This window comes from Mucilaginibacter gracilis (assembly GCF_003633615.1).
GTDB lineage: Bacteria > Bacteroidota > Bacteroidia > Sphingobacteriales > Sphingobacteriaceae > Mucilaginibacter > Mucilaginibacter gracilis.
The window spans coordinates 3,042,355-3,065,092 of sequence record NZ_RBKU01000001.1; the positions used below are offsets into that span (position 1 = coordinate 3,042,355).

17 protein-coding genes are annotated in these 22,738 nt (G+C 41.8%); 7 read left to right on the forward strand and 10 right to left on the reverse strand.

The window, feature by feature from the left end:
* Nucleotides 1-214: 214 nt before the first annotated feature.
* Entirely contained in the window at nucleotides 215-6,319 is a 6,105-nt protein-coding gene (locus BDD43_RS13065; protein ID WP_147425631.1) for an alpha-2-macroglobulin family protein, read from the reverse strand.
* 339 nt (nucleotides 6,320-6,658) lie between these two features.
* Here BDD43_RS13065 and BDD43_RS13070 point away from each other — a divergent pair, with 339 nt between their 5' ends.
* Nucleotides 6,659-7,150: a D-glycero-alpha-D-manno-heptose-1,7-bisphosphate 7-phosphatase gene (locus tag BDD43_RS13070; protein ID WP_121198087.1), complete on the forward strand. Its 492-nt coding sequence runs from the start codon at nucleotides 6,659-6,661 to the stop codon at nucleotides 7,148-7,150.
* Here BDD43_RS13070 and BDD43_RS13075 read toward each other — a convergent pair.
* Entirely contained in the window at nucleotides 7,122-7,598 is a 477-nt protein-coding gene (locus tag BDD43_RS13075) for a hypothetical protein (RefSeq protein ID WP_121198088.1), read from the reverse strand. The two genes, BDD43_RS13070 and BDD43_RS13075, sit on opposite strands and share 29 nt — an antisense overlap.
* Before the next feature lie 11 nt (nucleotides 7,599-7,609).
* On the reverse strand, nucleotides 7,610-9,202 hold the full coding sequence (locus BDD43_RS13080) for a L,D-transpeptidase scaffold domain-containing protein (RefSeq protein WP_121198089.1): 1,593 nt from the start codon (nucleotides 9,200-9,202) through the stop codon (nucleotides 7,610-7,612).
* Between the two features lie 154 nt (nucleotides 9,203-9,356).
* Between BDD43_RS13080 and BDD43_RS13085 the strand changes: the two genes are divergently transcribed.
* Together BDD43_RS13085 and BDD43_RS13090 are read left to right on the forward strand one after the other, a co-directional pair.
* The gene (locus tag BDD43_RS13085) at nucleotides 9,357-10,238 is read left to right on the forward strand and encodes an IS982 family transposase (RefSeq protein WP_121196630.1); all 882 of its coding nucleotides are present in this window, start codon (nucleotides 9,357-9,359) and stop codon (nucleotides 10,236-10,238) included.
* A gap of 163 nt (nucleotides 10,239-10,401) precedes the next feature.
* On the forward strand, nucleotides 10,402-10,953 hold the full coding sequence (locus BDD43_RS13090) for a hypothetical protein (RefSeq protein WP_121198090.1): 552 nt from the start codon (nucleotides 10,402-10,404) through the stop codon (nucleotides 10,951-10,953).
* Between the two features lie 22 nt (nucleotides 10,954-10,975).
* Here BDD43_RS13090 and BDD43_RS13095 read toward each other — a convergent pair whose 3' ends face one another.
* The gene (locus BDD43_RS13095) at nucleotides 10,976-12,880 is read right to left on the reverse strand and encodes an Nramp family divalent metal transporter (protein ID WP_121198091.1); all 1,905 of its coding nucleotides are present in this window, start codon (nucleotides 12,878-12,880) and stop codon (nucleotides 10,976-10,978) included.
* Complete coding sequence (locus tag BDD43_RS13100; protein ID WP_121198092.1) at nucleotides 12,877-13,533, reverse strand: metal-dependent transcriptional regulator; 657 nt, start codon at nucleotides 13,531-13,533, stop codon at nucleotides 12,877-12,879. The genes BDD43_RS13095 and BDD43_RS13100 overlap by 4 nt, the downstream gene beginning before the upstream one ends.
* A 127-nt stretch (nucleotides 13,534-13,660) precedes the next feature.
* On the opposite strand from BDD43_RS13100, the gene BDD43_RS13105 reads away from it, so the two are divergent.
* Nucleotides 13,661-14,131, forward strand: coding sequence for an Lrp/AsnC family transcriptional regulator (locus BDD43_RS13105; protein ID WP_008510214.1), 471 nt, complete (start codon nucleotides 13,661-13,663; stop codon nucleotides 14,129-14,131).
* A 114-nt stretch (nucleotides 14,132-14,245) separates the two neighbouring features.
* Here BDD43_RS13105 and BDD43_RS13110 read toward each other — a convergent pair whose 3' ends face one another.
* The 4 genes from BDD43_RS13110 to BDD43_RS13125 form a co-directional block, all read right to left on the reverse strand.
* Nucleotides 14,246-14,467, reverse strand: a complete 222-nt coding sequence (locus tag BDD43_RS13110) for a YdeI/OmpD-associated family protein (protein ID WP_121198093.1) — start codon at nucleotides 14,465-14,467, stop codon at nucleotides 14,246-14,248.
* Nucleotides 14,468-14,479: 12 nt separating this feature from the next.
* Nucleotides 14,480-15,214 carry a hypothetical protein gene (locus BDD43_RS13115; protein ID WP_147425632.1) on the reverse strand — a complete coding sequence of 245 codons (735 nt, stop codon included), beginning with the start codon at nucleotides 15,212-15,214 and terminating at the stop codon, nucleotides 14,480-14,482.
* An 80-nt stretch (nucleotides 15,215-15,294) separates the two neighbouring features.
* Nucleotides 15,295-16,656: a pyridoxal-phosphate dependent enzyme gene (locus BDD43_RS13120; protein WP_121198095.1), complete on the reverse strand. Its 1,362-nt coding sequence runs from the start codon at nucleotides 16,654-16,656 to the stop codon at nucleotides 15,295-15,297.
* 201 nt (nucleotides 16,657-16,857) lie between these two features.
* A complete protein-coding gene (locus BDD43_RS13125) occupies nucleotides 16,858-17,700 on the reverse strand; it encodes a universal stress protein (protein ID WP_121198096.1) in 843 nt (280 codons plus the stop codon).
* Between the two features lie 244 nt (nucleotides 17,701-17,944).
* Here BDD43_RS13125 and BDD43_RS13130 point away from each other — a divergent pair, with 244 nt between their 5' ends.
* Both BDD43_RS13130 and BDD43_RS13135 read left to right on the forward strand, forming a co-directional pair.
* Nucleotides 17,945-19,180 (forward strand): M16 family metallopeptidase, encoded by a 1,236-nt coding sequence (locus BDD43_RS13130; protein WP_121198097.1) that lies wholly within the window; start codon nucleotides 17,945-17,947, stop codon nucleotides 19,178-19,180.
* 1 nt (nucleotide 19,181) lies between these two features.
* Nucleotides 19,182-20,462 carry a M16 family metallopeptidase gene (locus BDD43_RS13135; protein ID WP_121198098.1) on the forward strand — a complete coding sequence of 427 codons (1,281 nt, stop codon included), beginning with the start codon at nucleotides 19,182-19,184 and terminating at the stop codon, nucleotides 20,460-20,462.
* Between the two features lie 178 nt (nucleotides 20,463-20,640).
* Here BDD43_RS13135 and BDD43_RS13140 read toward each other — a convergent pair whose 3' ends face one another.
* Nucleotides 20,641-21,348 carry a hypothetical protein gene (locus BDD43_RS13140; protein WP_147425633.1) on the reverse strand — a complete coding sequence of 236 codons (708 nt, stop codon included), beginning with the start codon at nucleotides 21,346-21,348 and terminating at the stop codon, nucleotides 20,641-20,643.
* A gap of 610 nt (nucleotides 21,349-21,958) precedes the next feature.
* Here BDD43_RS13140 and kdsA point away from each other — a divergent pair.
* Nucleotides 21,959-22,735 carry a 3-deoxy-8-phosphooctulonate synthase gene (gene kdsA / locus BDD43_RS13145; RefSeq protein ID WP_121198100.1) on the forward strand — a complete coding sequence of 259 codons (777 nt, stop codon included), beginning with the start codon at nucleotides 21,959-21,961 and terminating at the stop codon, nucleotides 22,733-22,735.
* Nucleotides 22,736-22,738: the final 3 nt, after the last annotated feature.

Sequence of the window (22,738 nt, forward strand, 5' to 3'; positions counted from 1 at the left end):
GCACCGATGGTGCATTTTTAAATCGCTTAACTAAACCACATCAATTGATAATTGCACTTTATCCGCACATAATCCGCATAAACCGCTAAAAAAGTAAATCACTCTCTCCATCTTTACGTTTGCTATTAAAACCATCAGTTTTGTATCATACAGCATAAAAAAAGCAGCCCTGGCTTTTACCCTAGGCTGCTTTTTTTATGGAACAATTGATATTTTACTGACCGATACTCATCCTCGACCCTTGTGAATGGGCGTTAAATTCGGGGGCGTACATGCATTGTAAGGTGCTTATCCCGGTAGAAAAATTGCCCGGCTGTGCAACACGCAGGCGGTACTCAAAAACATAATTGCCTTTGTTTAGGTAACTGATAAAAAAATTGGTGGCCACATCTTTGGTTACCTGGTAATAGTACAAACCGTCCTGATATTTATAGTTTGATAAGGCATCAACCGGCTCGGTGCCTGCGGGGCGCATATCTTTAAGCTGCACGTACTCAAAATCGCGACCGGCTTTGAGGTATACCACTACTTTTAACAAATCGCCAACTTTGGGTTGGTGGGCGGCGTCAACCGCAACCAATACAGGGCCGGTATCGCTTGTTTTTTGAATAAAGTATTTACGCTCCAAATGTATATCCGTTGCCGATGACGTAATTTTATCCAAATTTTCAAGGTACTGCCAGTGCAGCGCGCCCCAGCTAACGGTTTGGCCGTTGTTGGTAATGCTCACTTTGCCCAGGTTGGGTTTAATTTGCTCGTCGGTCCAGGCGGTTTTTATGTAGCCTGTGCCTGCATCTGGTTTAACATCGGGCTTTAGCTCGGTTAGGTTTTTATTGCCCAGTTTAATTACCGATGTACCGTTATCGGCCAGCCAGTTGTTGCCTTTAAGCAGCAAGGCATAGCAGGCGGCGGCGGTAGCTTTGGTGGTTTGCCAGTTATTGGTTTGCTTGTTGCGCAGCAGCCATATCTTCATTTCTTCAACCTCTTTATCGTGGTTTCCGGCTTCGGTAAACAGCTCAACCATTAAACATTGCGTTTCTACCGGGGCCTGGTACCAAAAGTAACCGCGCTGGTTTTTGGCCCAGTACATACCCATATCATCGGTTTGTTGTGCGTTTTCTATGAGCGACGCGATGATAGGCTTTGCCGATTGCGGCCTGTTGTTGCGCAGCATGGTTAAGGCAATCAGTCCCTGATCGTAAACCGAATGGCTTGTCCACTCTTTTTCGGCATGGCTAAGGTAGTTTGCCAATAGCTGTTTCATCAAATCGCTTAGGTTAGCTTTGTCAAAATAGCTAATGGCGTAATAAGCATGTATCTCGTCCTGGCCGATTAAACGGGTATCGTATGTTTTTTGCTTTTTTTGCCAGGCTGCATCGCTCATTAACCGGTTTTCAACATAATCTATGGCCTTATCGGCGATGGCTTTTAGGGTTTGGTTGTTGGCATCGGCTATACCCAATTTATAAAGCTGACCAACACCGGCCAGTATATGGCGGGTAATGTATGCATCGGTACTGTTGCCGCCAAACCAGGGGAAACCACCGTCGGCCAATTGCCTGTCGGCCAGTTTTTGCAGGTTGGTTTGCAGTTCGTAGCTCATTTTATTCATGTCGAACAGTAACGCAACCCGTTTCTTTTGTTCCGATTCGTTAACGGCATCGCGCAGCCAGGGTGTTTCTTCAATCAGCGTAGCTTTCAATTCCTGATTTTTTTCGAGGTTTGATAGCAGTTCGTTGCTGTTGGTAGCCTTCCACTGGTCGAAAACCTGTTTAATAACCGGCATTTTGTTCACCAGGTTGGTACCTAAACTATTGGCATAATACCGGCTGAATATCTGCTCCGAACACTCATAAGGAAACTCCATCATATAAGGCAGGGCCTGCACGGCATACCAGGCGGGGTTTTGTGTGTACTCTAAGGTAAGGTTTTTGTTTTTTAAGGTAGTGCTGCTTTGGTTTATCAGCTTATCAAAAGTAAAGGCCTTGGTTTGGCCGCCGAGCACCATCATCGGCATCGATTCGGTAACCAGCATCCGGTTGGGTATTACGGGCAGGGTGTTTTCTTCGCCATCGGTAAAGGTGCCAGCATCAGCCGTAAGGCGATAGGTTAGCGCATCCACACCAAAAGGTATTACCATTTTAAACGATACCGCTTTAGTGCTGCTTGCCCCAATATTAAAACTTTGCTGCGCATTGGCCGGGTTAAGCAATATGTTAACCGGCTGCATGGTTATGGCATTTAGCAGGGTAAGGTTAACCTTGCCAGTTAAAGCTGTTGGCGTTAGGTTAGCCAACCTGGCCGAAACAGTAATGGTATCGCCCTCGCGTAAAAAACGGGGCATATTGGCAGTAATGCTTAGTTGCTTTTGGGTAACTACCTCGCGCTCAATATAGCCTGTGTTAAATTGCTGAGTGTGTGCAAATGCCCTGAATTTCCATTTGGTTAGGCTTTGCGGAATGGTAAACTCAATTAAAACCTCGCCTTTGGCATTGGTTAGCAGTTGCGGGTAAAAAAATGCGGTTTCGTTAAAGTTAGTGCGCAGGGCAATTGGTTTTAATACTTGCTGCGCCGAGCCATCTTTAATACCTGTTAAATTGGCCTGGTCGCCGTAGTCGTCAGTTACTTGCATGCCGGGTACTATATCACCGAGCAACTTTTTTACGGCGCCACCTTCGGATTTTCTAACAAACGTAGACGTGTCAGTTGCAAAAGACGCTTTGCCGTTAAGGGGTAATTGATTTGGCGCCGATATACTGGCTTCTGCAAGATAGCCAGACGAAACACCAAACGCCCTTCCTCGCAGTGCTTTATACACTCCATTATTAACAAACCCTAACATATTAAGCATCTCGTACTGGCGGTAATTGAGGCTAAAGTTGTAGTATACCGGGTTTTTTAACGGTGTGGTTTCGGCCTGATTGGCAATGGCAGTACCATCCCAATTAAAATAATGGGGGGCGTAATTGTTAAAACGGTTTAGGTGGATTGACCACATATCAGCCGTGGCAATATCATCCAGCGATGCATCGTATAAATTGGCCAGCATTTCAGCTTCGGCAGCTTTGTCTTTAGCGGTAATCTGTATTTTCCATTGTTCTTTATCGCCGGGTTGCAATTTATCCCTAAAGGTTAAAAATTTCATATCCAGGTGCTCGTCGGGTACTTGTATATTAATTTTTTTGTAGCTGCTATACAAGCGGTTTTGGTAAGCCATTAAAAACTGAACGGTTACGTTTTGCTCGTCGGTGCCAATGGGTACGCTTACCTGCTGCTGTTTACCTTCGGGGATGTTTAACCATTGGGCCGATAGTATTTGCTTGCCACTGTATTTTTCCATCAACACGGTGTTGGCCTTGCCGGTGCCTACCAAAAATACGGCCTGTGTACCCGGTTTTACGCTGGTATTAACCTGCGTAACCCAATCGTCCATAGTGTGCGGCTTAGATGACTGGTTCATAAGGTACAGGTAGCGCACGCTTGTGGTGGTATCGCCAACCTTATTTTGGGCATGTATAATTACCCGGTAAGTACCCGTTGGCTGGTTAGCCAGCATATTGAGTTTAAACACGCCAGCCGTTGTATCGGTAGTGGTGAGGCTTACATCGGCCACCTGGGCTTTTGTTGGGTACAGCATCTCGTTCCATTCGTTCTCGTAGCCATATTCGGGGAACTCTTTTTTGTATTCGGCCTTGCTCATCAGCCAGGTATCGGCTTTTTGCCAGCCCCATAAGCGTTCTTTGGGTAAGCCATCGGGCTCGGTAAGGGCATAAATTTTAAGCTTTAAAGTGCCGCCCTGCGTTACGCCGTTAAGGTTGGTTATTTTAGCGGTGATAGAATCGGTAGCGCGAAGTTCGCCAGGAATACTGGCATCAATATCAAGGTTATTGACACCCACTTTTACCGATGTATTTGCCGACCGGGTTTCGCCGCTGCCATCGGTAACATCGGCACTAATGGCATACAAGTAGTTTATCCCTTCCAAACTAATACCCTCGGCGGGGATAGCCTTAAATTTAATATTGAATTTGCCGTTGTCGTCGGTTTTAAGAGTATCAACAACAATCTCGTTTTCGGGCGGTAATTCGCCAAAATAAAAACTTCGGTAATACATGTATTGCCGCTGCTCGGCACTGCGCGTTATGTGGTAAACTACCCTTGCTTGCGACAGGCCGTAGCCCGAATAGGCCTTCACCTGCCCGCTAACGGTAACCATATCGTTAGGTTTATAGCTGCCCTTTACGGGAGAAAACTCAACCTGGAAACTTGGCCGCTTATAATCTTCAACGCGGATGTATTTACTGCCATCCGCTGCCACCATTCGTACATAGCCATTCAAAATGTTTTGCGGTATAGTAAACGAACCTGCAAACGTGCCGTAACTGTTAGTGGTGTGTTGCAGCGTGGTTACGTTTTTGCCGTTGTTATCTATAATAGCAATACTAACAGTTGTTTTGGCTTGTATGCTGCTTTTGCCGTTTTGTATGGACAACTGCAAACCTTTATAATATACCGTTTGGCCGGGGCGGTATATTTGCCTGTCGGTAAAAAGTACGGTGTTATATTGGGATGGCTCGCTGGTTAAAACATTATAAACATACCTGCCGGGTGTGTACAGGGTATCGGCCCCTTTGGTTAGTTTAACCGAAAAGTTTTCAGTAGCATAAAACAAACAAACACCATTTGCATCCGTTGTTTTTGGAAGTGCTTCAGAAATGGTAACCTGTACGCCTGCAACGGGCACGCCTGTTTCGCGGTTAAGCACGCGCAGCTCAACCTGCCCATCGGCATTGCGGCGCGTGGCGTAGGCCAAATTGCAAATTTTAAAGGTGGTAAGCCCCACTTGCGAAGCATCGGTACCGGCATCGTTACGCGATATGATGATGTAATGACCCGATGGCAGGGCGTTAATTTTAAATTCGGCGCTGTGGGCGCGAAAATCCTGCTCTCCCGTTATCGGGATGGTGATATTTTGCACCGGCTGTAGCTTTTTAAGGTACCGGAAAACGGAATCGGACGGGTAAATATTGACGCCGTTATTATACCGGTTAATATCCGACGGGATAGCCGCCAACTGGTTAAACTGCCTGGTTGATACTTTATAAATAATAAGCCTGGCCGCCTTAATGTTACGGTAATTTAACAAACCCAACAACGGTTTATTGGGCACATTAACATCTTCAACCTGCGCCGATAGTTGCTGTTGCTCAATATCTTTTAAATAACCCTTAGCGTTTACGGCCCCAAAACTTTGCGGATAATTGGCCATAACCTTATCAAAATAAGTATAAGCCAGCTTTAAACTATCCTTATCGTAATAGTATTTGCCGCTCAACACCAGGGCATCGGCACTAATGGCTTTAAAGGTAGTGGTGTTGGCTATTTGGGTTAGGGCATCCAGGTACAATTTATCTTTACCAGGCATTGGGCTGGCGCGGTACATAAAATCCAGCCGTTGCAGGTCAAGGTCGGCCAGGGCTTCCTCGTCGTGCCTGTCTAAATGGAAAAGCGTTGCCTGCTTTAAATACTGCGTAGCCTGGTAAAAGGTTGATGTGGTATCGATGGTAATAATGTTGAGGGTGGCAAAGGTGCGGCTATCGCCAAAAAGGCGTGCATCCGTTAACGTAAAGGGTAATTTAGGGCGCGTAAGGGCAGGTTCTTCTTCGGTAAAAAAATCGAGGGCGCGCTGCACCAGTAAATCATACAGGGTGGGGCGCAGGTAGCGGTTTGCCTTATCGCCGGTAAGCACGCCATCTAAAATAGTAATGGGCGTTTGCTGCTCCTGTTTATAATCGGCAAGCGATTGCTTAAAGGTAATTGCCATTTGGTTGTTAATGGTTTGCAGGTCCCACTTGGTAAAATCGTCGTCGGTTGTTTCTACACGGGTGCGCTGGTTAAACTGCCAGCGGTTTTGATGGTAATAGCTCCAGTATATACCACCCAGTAACGATTGTAAAACCGGCTTTACCGGATATTTTGCTTTAGCAATATCCTGTTTTAACCTGCCAATAATAGCAACCAAAGTATTCTCCTCAATTGCCGACTGGAACTGCATCCGGTAAATAACCGCCTTTACCTGCTGGGCCGGTTTGTTTTGTTTACGGGCCAGTTGTTCAAGCTTATCAACCTGTACCAATGCCGATTTGGGCAGGTTAAGCTTACCCAACGAATCTATCTTTTTGCCTAAGCCTGCATAGGTTTGCCCAAAGGCAACACCGCAAAAAAGTAGCATCCCTGTGAATAGGGAAAGCGTTTTACTGTTAAAATATTTTGCCATATCAGGGTATTTATATCTGGTTAAGGTTAATGGGTAATTCATTTTGGTAAATGTTTTTTGTTTACTGATGCAAAGCACATGCTTATTCCATAATTAACAAAAAGTATTTTTAGGTATTTACTTGCTTGGCTGGTTAGTTTATGCTTGGAAGGTATAATTTTTTAATACAACCGCAATGTAACGTTTGTGTTTTAGCGGTTTTGTTACAACAGATGTTGATGAGCAATAAAGGGTAAAGCAGACTGTACAGCGTGCGATGGGCAACGGGCTTGGTTTACCGCCAGGTCAGCACAATTCAGGAAAGCATGATTTCCCTGTTTTCCAAATCCTATACCCTCTAAATAAAACAAATTCGCTACTTTTGCCGCAAATACAAATGAGATGCCAGTAAAAAATAAAGCCGTTTTTTTAGATCGTGATGGGGTACTTAACAAAGAACTGGGCGACTATGTTACCCGCGTTGAAGACTTTGTGGTACTTGATAATTTTACCGCCTTAAAAACGCTTCAAAATAAAGGCTATTTGCTTATTGTTGCTACTAACCAGGGCGGCCTGGCCAAAGGCTGGTATAATGAGGATGATCTGGCTAAAATGCACGCTCACCTGCGCCAGGTGTACAAAGAACACGGTGTTGAGTTTACCGATATTTTTTACTGTCCGCATCATCCCGAATTTACCGGCGATTGTGATTGCCGTAAACCTAAACCGGGTTTATTGCTGCAAGGCATTGAGAAATACAACATCGACCCATCGCAATCCTACTTTATTGGCGACCGTGAGCGCGACGTTATAGCTGGCATCGCCGCCGGCGTAAAAGGCATCTTAATTAACAGCGATCAACCTATTAGTGACGTTTTGGAGATGATTGCCTAACGGGCTGATTTACGATTGAAAAACTTTTTAGCGTTAAATTAAATGTGGACGTTTTTCGCTTGAGTTTTTTATCCCAGTATGATAACATGAACCCTACGCCGTTTGGTTTGGGTATCCATTTAATAAACTTAACATCAAAAAGTTTAGTTAGCATATACAGATGCTGTTCCGGTGCTTCGCCGTCTTCAGATATGGCGATGTAAACGGTTGTTGATGCATCACAGCTTTCGGTATCACGACTTCCGTCAGAGTAATTAACGTAGAATATGTTTACAAAAAAATCGCTATCAGTACTTTGATACTTACTAGCCAGTTCCATGTTATTGAGTATATAAACCAGGTTTTGGTTAGTAACTTCCTTATATTTTAAGGCTTGGGCAAAACCAAATTTGCTTAAACAAACGATAATTAACAACGCAGGAAATAATTTAGGTAGTTTGTAAAGCATGTACTATTATACTACTTACTCAAATACTTACTCATTGCCTTTTCAAGTTTATCGTCCATGCGGTAAACATCGTTATAGTAAACCAGTTTTCCATTTTCGTCGGGCATGCAGGTATAATAATCAATAAAAAGCTGCATATCGGGTTTCAATCCCAAATATTTAGATTTAAGCTCGAAACCGCGTACTGCCCGTTTGGCCTGTATGGCTTTGTACCTTGTGGTATCTTTAAGGCTTAGTGGTTTAAGGCCAACTTCCATGCGTATGTTATCAACCTTGTTGGTGTCGTTAACCAAAGCCTCGGTTAGTTTCAAGGGGTCGTCAACGCGTACACAGCCGTGGCTTACCGCACGGTAATTGCTCAAAAAGGCTTTCTTATTAGGGGTATCGTGCAGGTAAATACTGCTTTCGTTATCAAATATAAATTTAAACTTGCCAAGTGCATTCAGGTCGCTGGCATCCTGCTTAAAGGTGTACGGCATTTTTTGCCTGTTAATGCGTCGCCACCTAATGGTGTCGGGCCGGTTAATGCGCTTTTCATGAAAATAAACTCTCATGTTGTTATTAACCAGATAGTCCGGGTCTTTCAGTATCGAGTAATAAATTTCGTTTTGGGCAATGCTGGCTGGTATGTTCCAGTTGGGGTTTAGCTGTATGGTATTAATCCGGCTGCACAAAATTGTGGTTTCGTGGTTTAGTGGCTTATCGTCAATCTTTTTAGTTTTAAAATATTTAAGCAGCATGGTATCATAACCGGCAGGTTTGGGCTGGCCCACACAAACTTTCATATCAAAAACAGCTTTGTTGTTTTCAACCCATTGCAGTTTAAATGCGGGGATATTAACCCATAAATAGCGGCTATCCTTGGCGGGAGTGTTCCAGCGCAGGCGCTCCATGTTAATTTTTATGATGGTCTGGCGGCGTAGTGCAAGGCTGTCGGTAGTGTCGGCACTCAGGTTGGCAAGTTCGTTTTTTAAGGCAAGGTAGGCCGGGCTTTTAGGCTGTATTTGTTCAAGGTAACTTTGCAGGTTATTAGTTTGGTAAACGGTGTTAAACAGCGTGCTATCGGGGCGTTTAACAGGTATATCATATCGCCTGTATAAATTGTGCGGGTTAACCATGCCATATTGCAGGGCGGCGTTATAGGCAAGCAGCGATGTTGCGGTTTGTAACTCTAAGCGTGCCAAAACCGGGTAAAAATCCGTTATCTTTTTAAAACGGTTGGCTTCAATGGTATCTAAATACTGTTCAATTTTATTGGCTTTAAACAGGGCAGGGTTAAGGCCATGTTGGGCGGCGTTGTTTAAATTTGTTATAAGGGTGCGCAACTGCCCGTTAAATAAAAACTGATTTACAAAGTGAGGCTCAAAATGGTGGCCTTTATAGTAAGTCGCTATTGGCACAGCATATTGCCCGGAGTGTTTAAATTGTTTTAACTGATGTTTAAATTCGGTATAATAAGCGGTGGTATCAAAATCATTATAAACTTTGTTTTGATAATGCTCGTAAAATTTGGTGGCAATTGGTGGTTTGTGTTTACACCCAACGGTAAACAACAGCAGTATTAAAAACGATAAAAAAAGGAATCGGCAAAAAAATTTGGGCATTGTTCCTGTAAGCTTAATCAATATGCAAATTTATACAAAATAATATGGTTCAATAATTTATATGTAATTATAATAACCCGTAGTGCATTATAAAGAAAGTTGTTCATTTCGCCAATAAATGGTATATTGTATTGACTGACAATCAATTACAAATATGAACAACTTGATTCAAAATTACACTTTTATTTTAGAAGAGTTTAGGAAACTGTCAATAAAAGAGGACTTTTATTACAAACCAGTAAGGCCAAGACTGTCTGATTTAGAGTTAATTACGTTAAATTTGACCGCTGAATATTGTGGAATAGATTCTGAATATCAGTTATTTAGAAACCTGAAAGGTACCCCGCTTGATATCTTGATCGAACGAAGTGTTTACAATAAGAGAAAAAGAAAATTGTTCCCGCACATAAATGAGGTGAGAAAAAAGCTTGTTCAGAAACTGAACGCTGTCCAGGACTGTTTCATTGTCGATTCAATGCCTTTAGAGGTATGTAAAAATGCCCGTGCAGCAAGAAGTAAAATCTGCAAAGAACAGGAATACGCTTTTCCAAACCATGGTTTTTGTGCTGCGCAAAGTTCGAGGTATTATGGATACAAACTGCATGCAGTTTGTTCAGTAGATGGTGTTTTTGAGAACTTTGACCTAAGCCCTGCTTCCGTACATGACATACATTACCTGAAAGATATACAACAACAAATGACTGATTGCGTGCTACTTGGAGACAAAGGCTATTTGTCCGCAGAGGTACAGGTCAATCTTTTTGAATCTGTAAACATTAGATTGGAAACCCCGATGAGAAACAATCAAAAGAAATTCAAACCGTATCCATACCTATTCAAAAAATCAAGGAAAAGGATTGAAACGCTATTTTCGCAACTGTGCGATCAGTTTATGATCAGAAGAAATTATGCCAAAACTTTTGAGGGGTTTAAGACAAGGACGTTAAGTAAAATAACTGCCCTGACCACCATTCAATACCTCAACAAATTTATCTTTAAAAGGAACATGAATCACATTAAAATAAATTTAGTCTGATAATGCACTACGGGTTTATAATAATAAAATAACGTTGATTGATGTGAGAATGTAATTTTTTTAAGGACGTTATATTGAGATATTGTTAGCTTTTAATTAGCAGCTTAACGCTATTTTTTGATGCCTAAATATTGTGCCTATTAGTATATTTATTTAATTGACTATGAAATATTGCTTGCTTTGGGTTACCTTAATGTTTGTAGCCGGGCTTAATGGTAATGCGCAAAACGTACAAGCCAAACAAAGGCCCAATGCTAAACTAACGGCGTTAAACAGGAAGTATTATGTGTTAAGCATCAATGAAAGAAAGATGCGTTGTTACGATTCTGTTTACACGGCTTACCCATACAAGCACCAAATAAATGCCCGTTATTTTTCGGTTCCGATAACGTTAACCAATAACTCACCCCAAGTATTGAGCTACCTGAGTATGAGTTGCGGATGGGACGAGTTTTATTTAATTGATAACGATAGCTTTCATCATACTGGGATACCTTGTGATAAAAATGTGCCGGTAAATATGGCACTTGCGCCACATCAATCGGCAACGGTTTGGTTTTCTGTTTATACCGCAAAAAATGGCTTGAAAAACAATAGCTTTCGCATCGGTATGATTATTAAAAAAGGCGGTAATCCCTTTTTTAATAACCGTAGAGAAAGAAAAGATAAACAGGATGTTATCTGGTCAAATCCTGTAAAAGTAAGTACACATTAAATTCAAATTGTTATTTTCCTTGCTAAACTCCCGGCTTCACAATCAAAATTGGCACATTAACCCGGTGCCTAACTTTATCAACTGTGGTGCCAAAAATAATGTCCTTCAGTGCTTTGTGGCCGTGGGCGCCCATTACTATAAAATCTATTTTTTCGTCTTCCACAATTTGGGCTATAGCGTTTGCCGCGTTGCCGTAGCCAATTACCGCATGCGCGTTAAAATTTAAAGCATGAAGGGAGGTTACGTATTTATCAAGGTTTTCTTTGTCGCTTTGGGTTTCGTGGTCCATTACTTCGGTGCCGTGGTAGTTGGCCGCAGCGGTTTCCACAATATGAATCAGGGTATAGTCGGCCCCTTTGCCACCCTGCATAATAGCATGTCTTAGCGAATCGCGGTCGTTTTTCGAAAAATCAATAGTAACACCAATGTGTTTGTAAGCCTTTGCATCCAAATTGTTAATGGCTTCGGCTAAACCATGTGGCACACGGGCCGGTTTTTCTTCATGAAGTTTTAATATCGGTTTAAAAAACACATACAGCAGCAAGGCTATAATGCCCAGGGTTAGTGGTATAACAAAAATATATATCCAAACCTGAGCATCGGGGTATTGCTTTATCCAATCAAATATCTGATCGATAACCAGTTTAATGTTAAGTACCACAATAAGTGCAGCACTTGCCCAGGCCAGTATTTTTACTTTAGGGCCAATGGCAAATTTGCCCATGCGTTGCTTGTCGGACGTAAAATGGATAAGCGGAATTACCGCGAAGCCCAGTTGCAGGCTCAATACCACCTGGCTCAATATAATGAGGCTACCCAGTGCCTGGTCGCCAAAGTAAACTATGGTTAACACGGCTGGTAAAATTGCCAGCAGGCGCGTTAAAAGGCGGCGCAACCAGGGTTGTATGCGCAGGTTAATGTGTCCTTCCATAATAATTTGCCCGGCAAGGGTGCCCGTTATGGTTGAGCTTTGGCCCGATGCTATTAGCGCTATGGCAAATAGGGCAGGGGCTAGCGAGCCAAAGATATGTTCGAGCAGTTTGTACGCATCCTGAATTTCGGCCACCTGAAAAAAGCCATTCCTGAAAAACGCACTTGCCGCTAATATTAATATGGCTGCATTTACAAAAAATGCCAGGTTTAGCGCAATACTGGTATCAATAAAATTAAAACGGATTGCATTTTTAATTCCCTCGTCGGTACGGTCAATTTTCCGGGTTTGCACCAGCGACGAGTGCAGGTATAAATTATGCGGCATAACCGTGGCACCAATAATGCCAATGGCCACATACAGCATTTTTTTGCTTACTAAATCGCTTTTAAAAATGTTGCTGGGTATAAAGCCCTTGGCTACATCGCCAAAGTTGGGCTCAACAATAAACATTTCAACCAAAAACGATAGCCCGATGATAAATATCATTGATATAATAAAGCCTTCGAGTTTGCGCATGCCTTTGTTCATTAAAAAAAGCAGCAAAATGGTATCGCTTATGGTGAGCGATACTCCCCAAAGCAGCGGCAGGTGAAACAGCAAGTTTAAACCTATAGCCATACCAATTATCTCGGCCAAATCGCAGGCTATAATGGCTATTTGCGCTAAAATGTAAAGGCAAAAATTTACAAAACGTGGGTAAGTGTTTTTTGAGGCTTGAGCCAGATCAAGCCCGCGCACAATACCCAGCCGCGTACTTAAGGATTGCAGCAGCAAAGCAATTAAGTTTGATACAAAAAGTATCCATATCAGTTTATAACCAAATTCGCTGCCGCCGGCAAGGTCGGTTGCCCAGTTGCCGGGGTCCATATAACCAACACTAACCAGGTAAGCGGGGCCCAAAAAAGCCATTACTCTTTTCCAGCCTATTTTGCCCTGAGTTTCTACCGAATTGTGAACGTTGCCTAACGATTCGCCGTGTGTTTCTTTGCTCATATGGTTACAAGTATATTTTGGGCCACATCCCTGCTTATGCTCAATGTGTTTTGGTTATTTAATTGGATTAAAACCGACTGATCGTAATCAACCACTTCCATTACCCGAATGTGGTTACCTATAGTAAGTTTCATTTTTTCCAGATATTGTAAAAATTGAGGTAAATGCTCGCGCACACCCATAATAATACCGCCCTCGTTTACTAACAAAGCCGATATTGGTTTTAATTCGCTTTTATTGAAGCAGCCGTTAACATCGGGTATCGGGTCGCCGTGCGGGTCGTACTTCGGGTATCCTAAAAACTTGTCCAGCCGGTCAACCAATTCGGTAGATGTAATGTGTTCCAGTTCTTCGGCAACGTTGTGTACCTCGTCCCATTTAAAATTTAGCTTTTCTACCAAAAAAAATTCCCAAAGCCTGTGCTTGCGTACAATGTTAATGGCAATGGTTTTCCCTTCGCTGGTAAGGCTCACGCCCTGGTAGCGGGCATAGTTAATTAGTTTTTTTTCAAACAGCTTTTTCAGCATATCGGTAACCGATGCAGCCTTGGTATTCATGGCGGCAGCAATACTGTTTGTGCTTACACTTTCAACCCCGTTTACCGATAAATGGTAAATGGCTTTTAAGTAGTTTTCTTCGGTATACGAGTTCATTTAAACAAATCTAATAAAAAATTTAGGCTTGTCTAAAAATCTTTTCAAAAAAGAATTTATATTGCCATAACATGTATTTGAAAAAATATTATTTTGTTTGATAGTAAAATTTATATTTGTAACCATTATGGCTACCGAAATTGATAAAATAGATTTACAGATATTAAAGATTCTGCAAGAGAACGGAAGGATAACCAATTTGCAACTTTCCAGTGAGATAGGCCTTTCGCCGGCACCTACGTTAGAGCGTGTGCGCAAGCTTGAAAACGCCGAATATATTAAGAGTTACCATGCCCTGGTTGACGAAGAAAAGCTTGGTTTGGGTATCAAAACTTTTATTCAGGTATCGTTAGATTTTCATAAAAACAACACCATACAGGTTTTTGTGGACGAGATAAAGGCCATTAAAGAAGTTACAGAATGCCACCACGTAACCGGCCAGTGCGATTTTTTATTGAAAGTTTACGTGCGCGATATTAAAGCCTACGAACAACTGATAATGGATAAGATAAGCAAAATTACCGTGGTGAAAACCTTCCAAACCATGATGATAATGAGCACCAGTAAAAAAGAACCTACAGTGCCGTTGGAGTATTAACCCCCCGGCCCCCTAAAGGGGGAGTTTTTGATTAGCACTGAAATAATTCTAATTGATTTTGCTCCTTCGTCAACGGGCTTTAACTTTCTGTTCCCCCTTTAGGGGGTTGGGGGGCTAAGTCTTTAGTGTCTTTTGCTTATTCCTCAACATTATCATAGCCATATCGGCCATAACCTTGCGGGTATCTTCCTGCTTGGCCGAGCCCACCCAATCGCAATAACCCTGTTTGTACGATTTCGACAGGCTCTCAAAAAAGGCGGTAGTGTTGGCCTCCTGGTCCAGCAAGACCTGTAATTCGGCAGGCGTGCCTTCTATATGTTCCCCTTTTATAAGCATGAGATTTTATTTTTATTTGAAAAGTTTTGAAAATAAACCGCCACTCTTTTCTGCTTTTAGCAAATAACAACTATTTAAATTTAATTGCGATAAATTGATATACCAGTTTGCAAAGGGATAATTCGTTTTGCTAAAAATTTCTAAATATTTGCCTATCCTAAAAAACCTATTTTCTTCGTCGACATCATAATTATTATCACTGTTATTATTGGGAATCCCATCTTCATCCAAATCATTATTATCAAATGCGTTCCAATAACCTTCATTTAAAATGGCATCAAAATCCAGTATGTCTTTACCCACTGGTAGAATGGGGATAAAGGTTTTAACGTCGTGTCGTTGCGAAAGTATTTCGCTATCATCAGGTACTTCGTTTAAAAAATATTGGTAATTACTATTATAGCCGTCTATCGACTCACCTGAATATTCAAGGTTATAATATAGAACATCATCATCGTGTAAGTGAAACGATAGTGCATAAGTATTTAAGCGTTGGCTCAGACTTGTTGTGAGTTCGTTCAAATAGAAGGGCTCATCTGTATTTACTCCAAGTTCAATTATGGTAGTCCAATTGCCATGTGGTTGAGTGATGAGATAGTAATTGCCAGGTTTGGAGGAAATGTGCTTTCTAATGACGCCTTCGTCGTCATAATCATTTAAATCCACCCTTGTAAAACTATCTAAGGAGCGGTTTTTTAATTCTTTGGATAGAGCCGACACAACGTCTATTTGACTCTTTCTATGCACATGCATTACCGTAATAAACAATCCCATAGTTTATATTAATAATTGTCTTGCATCCTAATTCTCGCCTCTTGAATCTCTCCCTACCCGCTTATCGCATTAATAATATCGTACTGCGTAATAATCTCGATGTTGCCGTTATCATCTTCAACCAAAACGGCACTGTTTTCTTTATTAATGAGCGACGATATTTTATTGATACCCGTATTAAGGTCAACAAAGGGGAAAGGCACTGTAGCAATGCTTTTTAACGGCTGCGAGCGTAGCGAAGGGTTTTCTAACAGCGCATCCAATATATCGCTTTCGGTAATTTTACCTATCACCATGCCTTTTTGAGTAACGGGTATCTGGCTGATGTTTAACGATTTGATGGTATTGATAGCTTCCAGAATGGTTTTTTCGCAATCAATAGTTATAATTTCCTGCTTTTCCTTTTTCGAAATAATGGTGCGGGCGGTTAATTTTTCGTCGGCTAAAAATCCGCGTTCGCGCAGCCAGTCTTCGTTAAACATTTTGCCCACATAGCGCGAGCCATGGTCGGGGAAAATAACCACCACCACATCGCCTTCTTTAAACAGGTGCTTCATTTGCAAAACACCAGCAATTGCCGAGCCCGACGAGTTGCCGGCAAAAATGCCTTCCTTTAAAGTAATCTCGCGTGTCATTAAAGCGGCGTCCTTATCGGTTACTTTTTCAAAGTGGTCAATCAAAGTAAAGTCCACATTGGCCGGTAAAAAGTCTTCGCCAATGCCCTCAGTTATGTAAGGGTATATTTCGTTCTTGTCAAAAATGCCTGTCTCTTTATACTTTTTAAATACTGAGCCATAGGTATCAATACCCAAAACCTTAATGGCCGGGTTTTGCTCTTTTAAGTACTTGGCTATGCCCGATATGGTTCCGCCCGTACCCACGCCCGCAACCAGGTGGGTTATTTTACCCTCGGTTTGTTGCCATATTTCGGGGCCGGTTTGCTCATAATGTGCCTGCGAGTTAGAAAGATTATCGTACTGGTTAGGTTTCCACGAATTTGGCGTTTCGCGCACCAAACGCGATGATACCGAGTAGTATGACCGCGCATCCTCCGGGTCAACATTGGTAGGGCAAACAATAACCTCGGCGCCAAAAGCGCGTAAGGCATCAACCTTTTCTTTCGATTGCTTGTCCGTTGTAGTAAAAATACATTTGTAACCTTTAATAATGGCGGCCATAGCCAAACCCATACCCGTATTGCCCGATGTACCTTCAATAATGGTTCCACCGGGTTTTAAGGCACCGCTTTTTTCGGCGTCGTCAATCATTTTAAGGGCCATACGGTCTTTAATAGAGTTACCTGGGTTGGTAGTTTCAATTTTGGCCAAAATGGTTGCCGGTATGTCTTTAGTTATCTTGTTGAGCTTCACCAGCGGGGTATTGCCAATGGTTTCTAATATGTTGTTATGCCACATTTTATGTTAAATTATATAAAGCAGATAGCTTTTGTAGTATTTACTTTGCTAACTAATAAAACAAAAGTAAGTTTATGCTGGCATATATAATAAAATTAAATTAATAGTATTCAGTTTTAACGTCAAAGGCGTTACGGCAAGCTTGTAACCAACTTATAACGCCTTTGTACTAATAATCCTTTAACTAAGTGCTACAAAATTTTACTGTCGCCAGTTGGGGTAAGGTATAATCATTAAAGGTACGTTGTGGTAATTGCGCCGCGTGGTTGATGTATCAGATAGGAAACGCTCCAACACATAGTGTTTATGATTTACTATAGTAAAAAATTTAATAGCGGCAGTGTTTGTTACCGTTTCCAGGTCGCGTTTGCGGTTGGTGCCTTTAATGTTGCGCAAAAAAAGTTTGTTATAGCCAACTTTGTTAGCAACGGCATCTGTTAAAAGGTTTTGGGCATAGCAATCCTCAATATCGGGTATGCCGCTTGATGATACGTGGGTAACAAATATTTTGCTGTTAAATTTCTTTAAAAAATTAACCACTGCCACATCGCAATACCTAAGGTCGGTAAGGTAGGCAGTACTATCAAACGTGCTGAAATTAACATTTTCGGGTATAACCAAAACGGGGCAATCGGCATTGTTAATAATTGATAATAAGCCCGATGTGTTGAGTTCCAACAAATCGGGTATGCCGGTAACTATCATATTAACATGGTTTTCGGCAACCAGGCTTTTTATTTTATCGCTATTAAAAACGGTAGTATGCAGGCAGTTTATTTTGGGCTGGTGCGCCTCGTTGCGGTGTTCGTAATAATAATGAGTTTTTACTTTATCAGCCAGTTCTTCTATGCTTAAATAAAGCTTATCTTCAAAATGATCTGTTGCATCACCACCCCCTGCAAGCACCAATGGCGTTCGCACAGGTAACTCAAATACATTGCAAAGCAACACGTTGGCGCTTAGTTGTTGTGCAACTTTGAGCGATAATTTCGCAATCCGCTCTGCTCCGGCAGATAGGTTGATGAGCACGAGAATGTTATTCATTAGAATAGATTATGCAGTTAATAACAGGCGGTGCGATTGTTTTGTTTTTGCATTTTTTTACTTTAGTCGATATTTTATTGTTGTAGTTAATAAATCAATTTTCAATTGCAATTAATTAAATAGTAACGATAGTTTAACATGTAGTTGATACTTGTGTTTAACATACTATTAATACAAATTGTATTATTCATCAGTAAAATTTTACCTTTGCAATCCGTTTTTATCACTGATACTATTTATATACATGGTTAAATTCAACCGTTTTACACTGAGCAACGGCCTGCGGGTGGTTGTTCACGAAGATAAAACAACGCCAATGGCAGTGCTCAACGTTTTGTATGATGTTGGCGCACGCGACGAAAATCCCGCACAAACCGGCTTTGCCCACTTGTTTGAGCACCTGATGTTTGGTGGATCTGTCAATATTCCAAATTACGACGAACCGTTGCAGCGGGTAGGCGGCGAAAACAATGCCTTCACCAGTAACGATATTACTAATTATTACATCACCCTGCCTTCGGTAAATATTGAAACTGCCTTTTGGCTGGAGAGCGACCGCATGCTTAACCTTGCCTTTAGCGAAAAAAGCCTTGAGGTACAGCGCAATGTGGTGATGGAAGAGTTTAAGCAACGGTACCTAAACCAACCCTACGGCGATGTTTGGTTAAAGCTGCGCCCACTGGTTTACAAAATGCACCCTTACAGGTGGGCAACCATAGGCAAAGAACTTGCACATATTGAAGATGCCCGAATTGAAGATGTAAAGGCATTTTTTAAAAAGCATTACAATCCGCAAAATGCCGTTGTAGTAATTGGTGGCGATATTGATACCGATGAGGTGCTGCAAATGGCCGAAAAATGGTTTGGTAGCATTCCGCCCGGCGAAAAATACAACCGCAGTTTACCGCATGAACCCGAGCAGCTTGATGCCCGCCGCGAAACGGTAACCGCCAAAGTACCGTTGAACAGCGTTTACATTGCTTTCCAGATGAAGGGCCGGTTAGACGAATCGTATTACGTTACCGATCTCATGTCCGACATACTTTCGCGCGGAGCATCATCCAGGTTGCACCGAAATTTATTAAAAGAAAGGCAACTATTTAGCGAAATACATGCCTACATGACGGGCAGCTTTGATACCGGTATGTTTGTAATTGATGGTAAACCCTTGCCGGGGATAAGCATTGAAGAAGCCGAAGCCGCCATTTGGGAAGAATTGGAAAAGCTTAAAAATGAACTAGTAGCGGTTGAAGAATTGACCAAGGTTAAAAACAAAACCGAATCAACAATGGTGTTTTCCGAAATGTCGTTATTGGATAAGGCCATGAACCTGGCTTATTTTGAGCTGCTTGGCGATGCCGAACTGCTTAACCTGGAAACAGCGCGTTATATAGCCATTTCATCGCAACAAATACAGCACCAGGCACAGGTATTGTTTCAAAAACAAAATTCATCAACGCTGGTATATTTAGCCGAATAGTATGTTAGACAGAACTTTAACTCCCCAATTTAGGGAGATAGACCATATTACCTTAATTAACCCCGGCCATATCCGGTTAGATAATGGCTGCAATTTATACTGGTTCAACTCGGGCGAGCAGGAGTTGGTGCGCATAGAATGGATTTTTAATAACGTGCGTTTTAACCAGCAAAAGCCGTTACTAAATGTAGCCGTTAACACCATGCTTACCGAAGGTACTAATAGCCTCTCGGCCTCGCAAATTGCCGATGCGGTTGATTATTATGGAGCCTTTTTGCAGGTTGATTACGGTTTCGATCATTCGCAGGTTGGGCTTTATTGCCTTAACAAGCACCTACATAGCACACTGCCCGTTATCAAGGATATTATAACAAACTCGGTTTTTCCTCTAAAAGAGCTGCAAACTTTTATTCGCAATCAACAACAAAAATTGCAGGTAAGCCTCCAAAAAAACGATTTTGTGGCCCGCCGCATTTTTAATGATGCCGTGTTTGGCGGTACCATGTACGGCCTAAGCCCCAATGCCGACGATTATGCCAACCTGCAACGCGATGATATGGTTGAGCATTACCGGCAAATGTACCAGCCCAATAACTGCACCATGATTGTGGCCGGTAAGGTGGATGATAGTACGCTAAAAGCCATAACCCATTCGTTTGATAAGGATTGGAAAAATAACGGCACCATTGCCGATATAGAGCAGCCCGCTGTACAACCAACGGGTAAGTTGTTTAACTATATTGAAAAACCCGATGCCTTGCAATCGGCCATTCGTATAGGTACGCCAACTATAAACCGCAGCCACGCCGATTTCCCCGCCCTGCAAATAGTAAACACCATTTTGGGTGGTTATTTTGGCTCAAGGCTGATGAACAACATCCGCGAAGATAAAGGTTATACCTACGGTATTGGTTCGGCAACCTCATCAATGAAATACACTGGCTCTATATTTATAGCAACCGAAGTTGGCGCAGAGTTTACCAATGCTACCCTTACCGAAATTGAAAAGGAAGTAAACATCCTGAAAACAGAATTGATTAAACCCGAAGAGCTGATGCTGGTTAAAAACTACATGCTGGGCTCGTTACTGGGCAGCCTTGAAAATGTTTTTTCGCATGCGGATAAGTTTAAAAACGTTTACTTCTCCGGTCTCGATTTTGCCTATTACGACCGATATACCGAAGTGATACGAACCATAACAGCCGAACAAATTTTAGCCCTGGCCAATCAATATTTTGATTTTGATAAATTTTGCAAGGTTGTAGTTGGTAAAATGGATTGACTAAAATATTATTGAGTCTGTGATCTCTGCGCACCTCACTGCGCACTCTTTGGTAAAATTAACAAAGAGTGCGCAGGTGTTTTGTACCGCTCAACACAGGTGTTTTAACCTAGCTTAACATTCCGTTCGGTTTAAGCATAGTTTACTTTTGACACATCCTCAAAAGTGCCATCCCTCTTCACAACTTCAATTGATCCGGCTTTCGTTTATCAACGGGCAGAGCCATGTATTTTTTATAACAATCGTTTATGTAAATGGTAAGGTTAAAGCCGGGGGCCTTAAAAACCTTAATTTGGGGGCGGTACATTAATATAAAATCCTTTAGTTCCTGTCCTTTCAAGGGGATGGTTTTGCTAAGAGCTTTTTCATTAAAGGCGTTGTCAATTTCGTAATCGGCGGCTTCCTCGTCGCTTAGTTGTTTGTTGTGAATGGCTTTTTTATCCTTGCCGTAGCCAAACCGCAGTGCTACGCCGCCTTTGTAATTACCGTTGGCATCGCGCTGGTAAACAAGAGGGGCACCGGTTAGGCTGGGGTCTTTCATAGTTCCGGTTTTAACGTCGGGTGTTGTAACTTTAACCTCGTTAAGTAAATTGCTTACCGGCTCCAAAAATATTTCGAGATGGTTTTTATTAACAATGCTTATGGTATCGGGCTTGTACGAGTAGCCTCTAAAAGCCAGTAAATCGCCGGGTTTGGCATAAATAAAAAATATACCTGCGGTATCCGTAATGGCAAACTGCTTGGTGTTTAAGTTGGTTACCCGGATGGATTGCAGGTGTATGCGGGTTTGTAACTCGTAAACACGTCCCTGTAAATTAGCCTGCCCATTTGCTTTGTAACAGGTTACCCAAAGCAAAATAGTAATTATAAAAAGGTAACGGTACATGGTGCCTGTAGGTTTGTTAAATTGTAAACTTACGAAAGGTACAAATTGTTGGCAGCTAATAACAACAATTAACATCCTTTAACAAATTTTTACCCTAAGCGTACCATGCTGCTGTACTGTTATTACGGAATAAAATTTTGCTTGATTTTTTAGAAAAATAGAGTACCCCTTGCAAGGATTGAGGCGCAGCCAAAACTATATTAAACAAAAAAGAGAGGAAGCAGGTGCTCTCTCTCTTTTTTATAACTGACCTCATTATTTATCATAAAGAACAAGTGGTTTAAATTTGATAAATTAACAATTAGTACAAATATATATTCTATAGAGTTTGCAGACTAATTTTTAACACATTTTTAACATTTATTTTTTTCCACATCGGCAAGATAATCAATATGTTAATAACCATAAATGCACGTTTATACTGCTTAATGTACCCTGTGTTTAAATTTAATATTGCAGCATTAGTTGATTGTGGAATTAAATATTGCCTTTAATAGCAAATGCAATTTGTATGTAAAATTGTTTTTTTACGTTAAAAAATTGTGCCGAAGTATTTAACTCAACATTATCACAATAATTTTCATCTTTGCGGTACTAATTGCAATAAAAAATGCTGTTCAACAATATAAAAACAAATACATTTTTCGTTTTGGGCCCTTGCGTTATCGAAAACCAGGACCTGTTATATACCGTTGCCGAAGTGGTTGCTACTCTTGGGCAAAAATTTAATGTGCCCGTGGTTTTTAAATCATCGTTTGATAAGGCTAACCGCACATCTATCCATTCATACCGTGGCCCCGGGATAGAGAAGGGCCTGGAGATGCTGCTTAAAGTTAAGGAGCACTTTGGCCTGCCCCTAACTACCGATATACATGAGCCTTACCAGGCCGCAATAGCCGGTCAGGTTGTTGATATTTTACAGATACCCGCTTTTTTATGCCGCCAAACAGATTTGTTGGTGGCCGCGGCCCAAACCGGTAAAATTGTTAACGTTAAAAAAGCGCAGTTTTTATCTGGTCAGGATATGTTTTATCCGGCCCAAAAAGTGATAGAAGCCGGTAACAACCAGGTAATACTAACCGAGCGTGGCAATATGTACGGCTACAATAACCTTGCGGTTGATTTTAGGAACGTTTACGATATGAAGCAATTTGGCCACCCTGTTTGTATGGATTGTACCCACTCGGTACAGCGCCCCGGCGGTGCGGGTGGTAAAACAGGCGGCGATCGTAACTTTGTACCTATGATGGCCCTCGCTGCAAAAGCTTTTGGCGCCGATGGCTATTTTATTGAAACCCATCCCGACCCGGATAATGCCCTGAGCGACGGACCAAACATGGTTAAACTGCACCAGCTTGAAGCCGTTATTGAACCTTTAATAAGGTAAACC

Excerpts from the sequence above, each read along its gene's own strand:
- BDD43_RS13125 (WP_121198096.1), bottom strand. The coding sequence starts at position 17,700 with ATGAATAACATTCTCGTGCTCATCAACCTATCTGCCGGAGCAGAGCGG.
- BDD43_RS13100 (WP_121198092.1), bottom strand. The coding sequence starts at position 13,533 with ATGAACTCGTATACCGAAGAAAACTACTTAAAAGCCATTTACCATTTA.
- BDD43_RS13085 (WP_121196630.1), top strand. The coding sequence starts at position 9,357 with ATGAACAACTTGATTCAAAATTACACTTTTATTTTAGAAGAGTTTAGG.
- BDD43_RS13095 (WP_121198091.1), bottom strand. The coding sequence starts at position 12,880 with ATGAGCAAAGAAACACACGGCGAATCGTTAGGCAACGTTCACAATTCG.
- BDD43_RS13110 (WP_121198093.1), bottom strand. The coding sequence starts at position 14,467 with ATGCTTATAAAAGGGGAACATATAGAAGGCACGCCTGCCGAATTACAG.
- BDD43_RS13135 (WP_121198098.1), top strand. The coding sequence starts at position 19,182 with ATGTTAGACAGAACTTTAACTCCCCAATTTAGGGAGATAGACCATATT.
- BDD43_RS13080 (WP_121198089.1), bottom strand. The coding sequence starts at position 9,202 with ATGCCCAAATTTTTTTGCCGATTCCTTTTTTTATCGTTTTTAATACTG.
- BDD43_RS13075 (WP_121198088.1), bottom strand. The coding sequence starts at position 7,598 with ATGCTTTACAAACTACCTAAATTATTTCCTGCGTTGTTAATTATCGTT.
- BDD43_RS13130 (WP_121198097.1), top strand. The coding sequence starts at position 17,945 with ATGGTTAAATTCAACCGTTTTACACTGAGCAACGGCCTGCGGGTGGTT.
- BDD43_RS13140 (WP_147425633.1), bottom strand. The coding sequence starts at position 21,348 with ATGTACCGTTACCTTTTTATAATTACTATTTTGCTTTGGGTAACCTGT.
- kdsA (WP_121198100.1), top strand. The coding sequence starts at position 21,959 with ATGCTGTTCAACAATATAAAAACAAATACATTTTTCGTTTTGGGCCCT.
- BDD43_RS13090 (WP_121198090.1), top strand. The coding sequence starts at position 10,402 with ATGAAATATTGCTTGCTTTGGGTTACCTTAATGTTTGTAGCCGGGCTT.
- BDD43_RS13105 (WP_008510214.1), top strand. The coding sequence starts at position 13,661 with ATGGCTACCGAAATTGATAAAATAGATTTACAGATATTAAAGATTCTG.
- BDD43_RS13070 (WP_121198087.1), top strand. The coding sequence starts at position 6,659 with ATGCCAGTAAAAAATAAAGCCGTTTTTTTAGATCGTGATGGGGTACTT.
- BDD43_RS13065 (WP_147425631.1), bottom strand. The coding sequence starts at position 6,319 with ATGAATTACCCATTAACCTTAACCAGATATAAATACCCTGATATGGCA.
- BDD43_RS13120 (WP_121198095.1), bottom strand. The coding sequence starts at position 16,656 with ATGTGGCATAACAACATATTAGAAACCATTGGCAATACCCCGCTGGTG.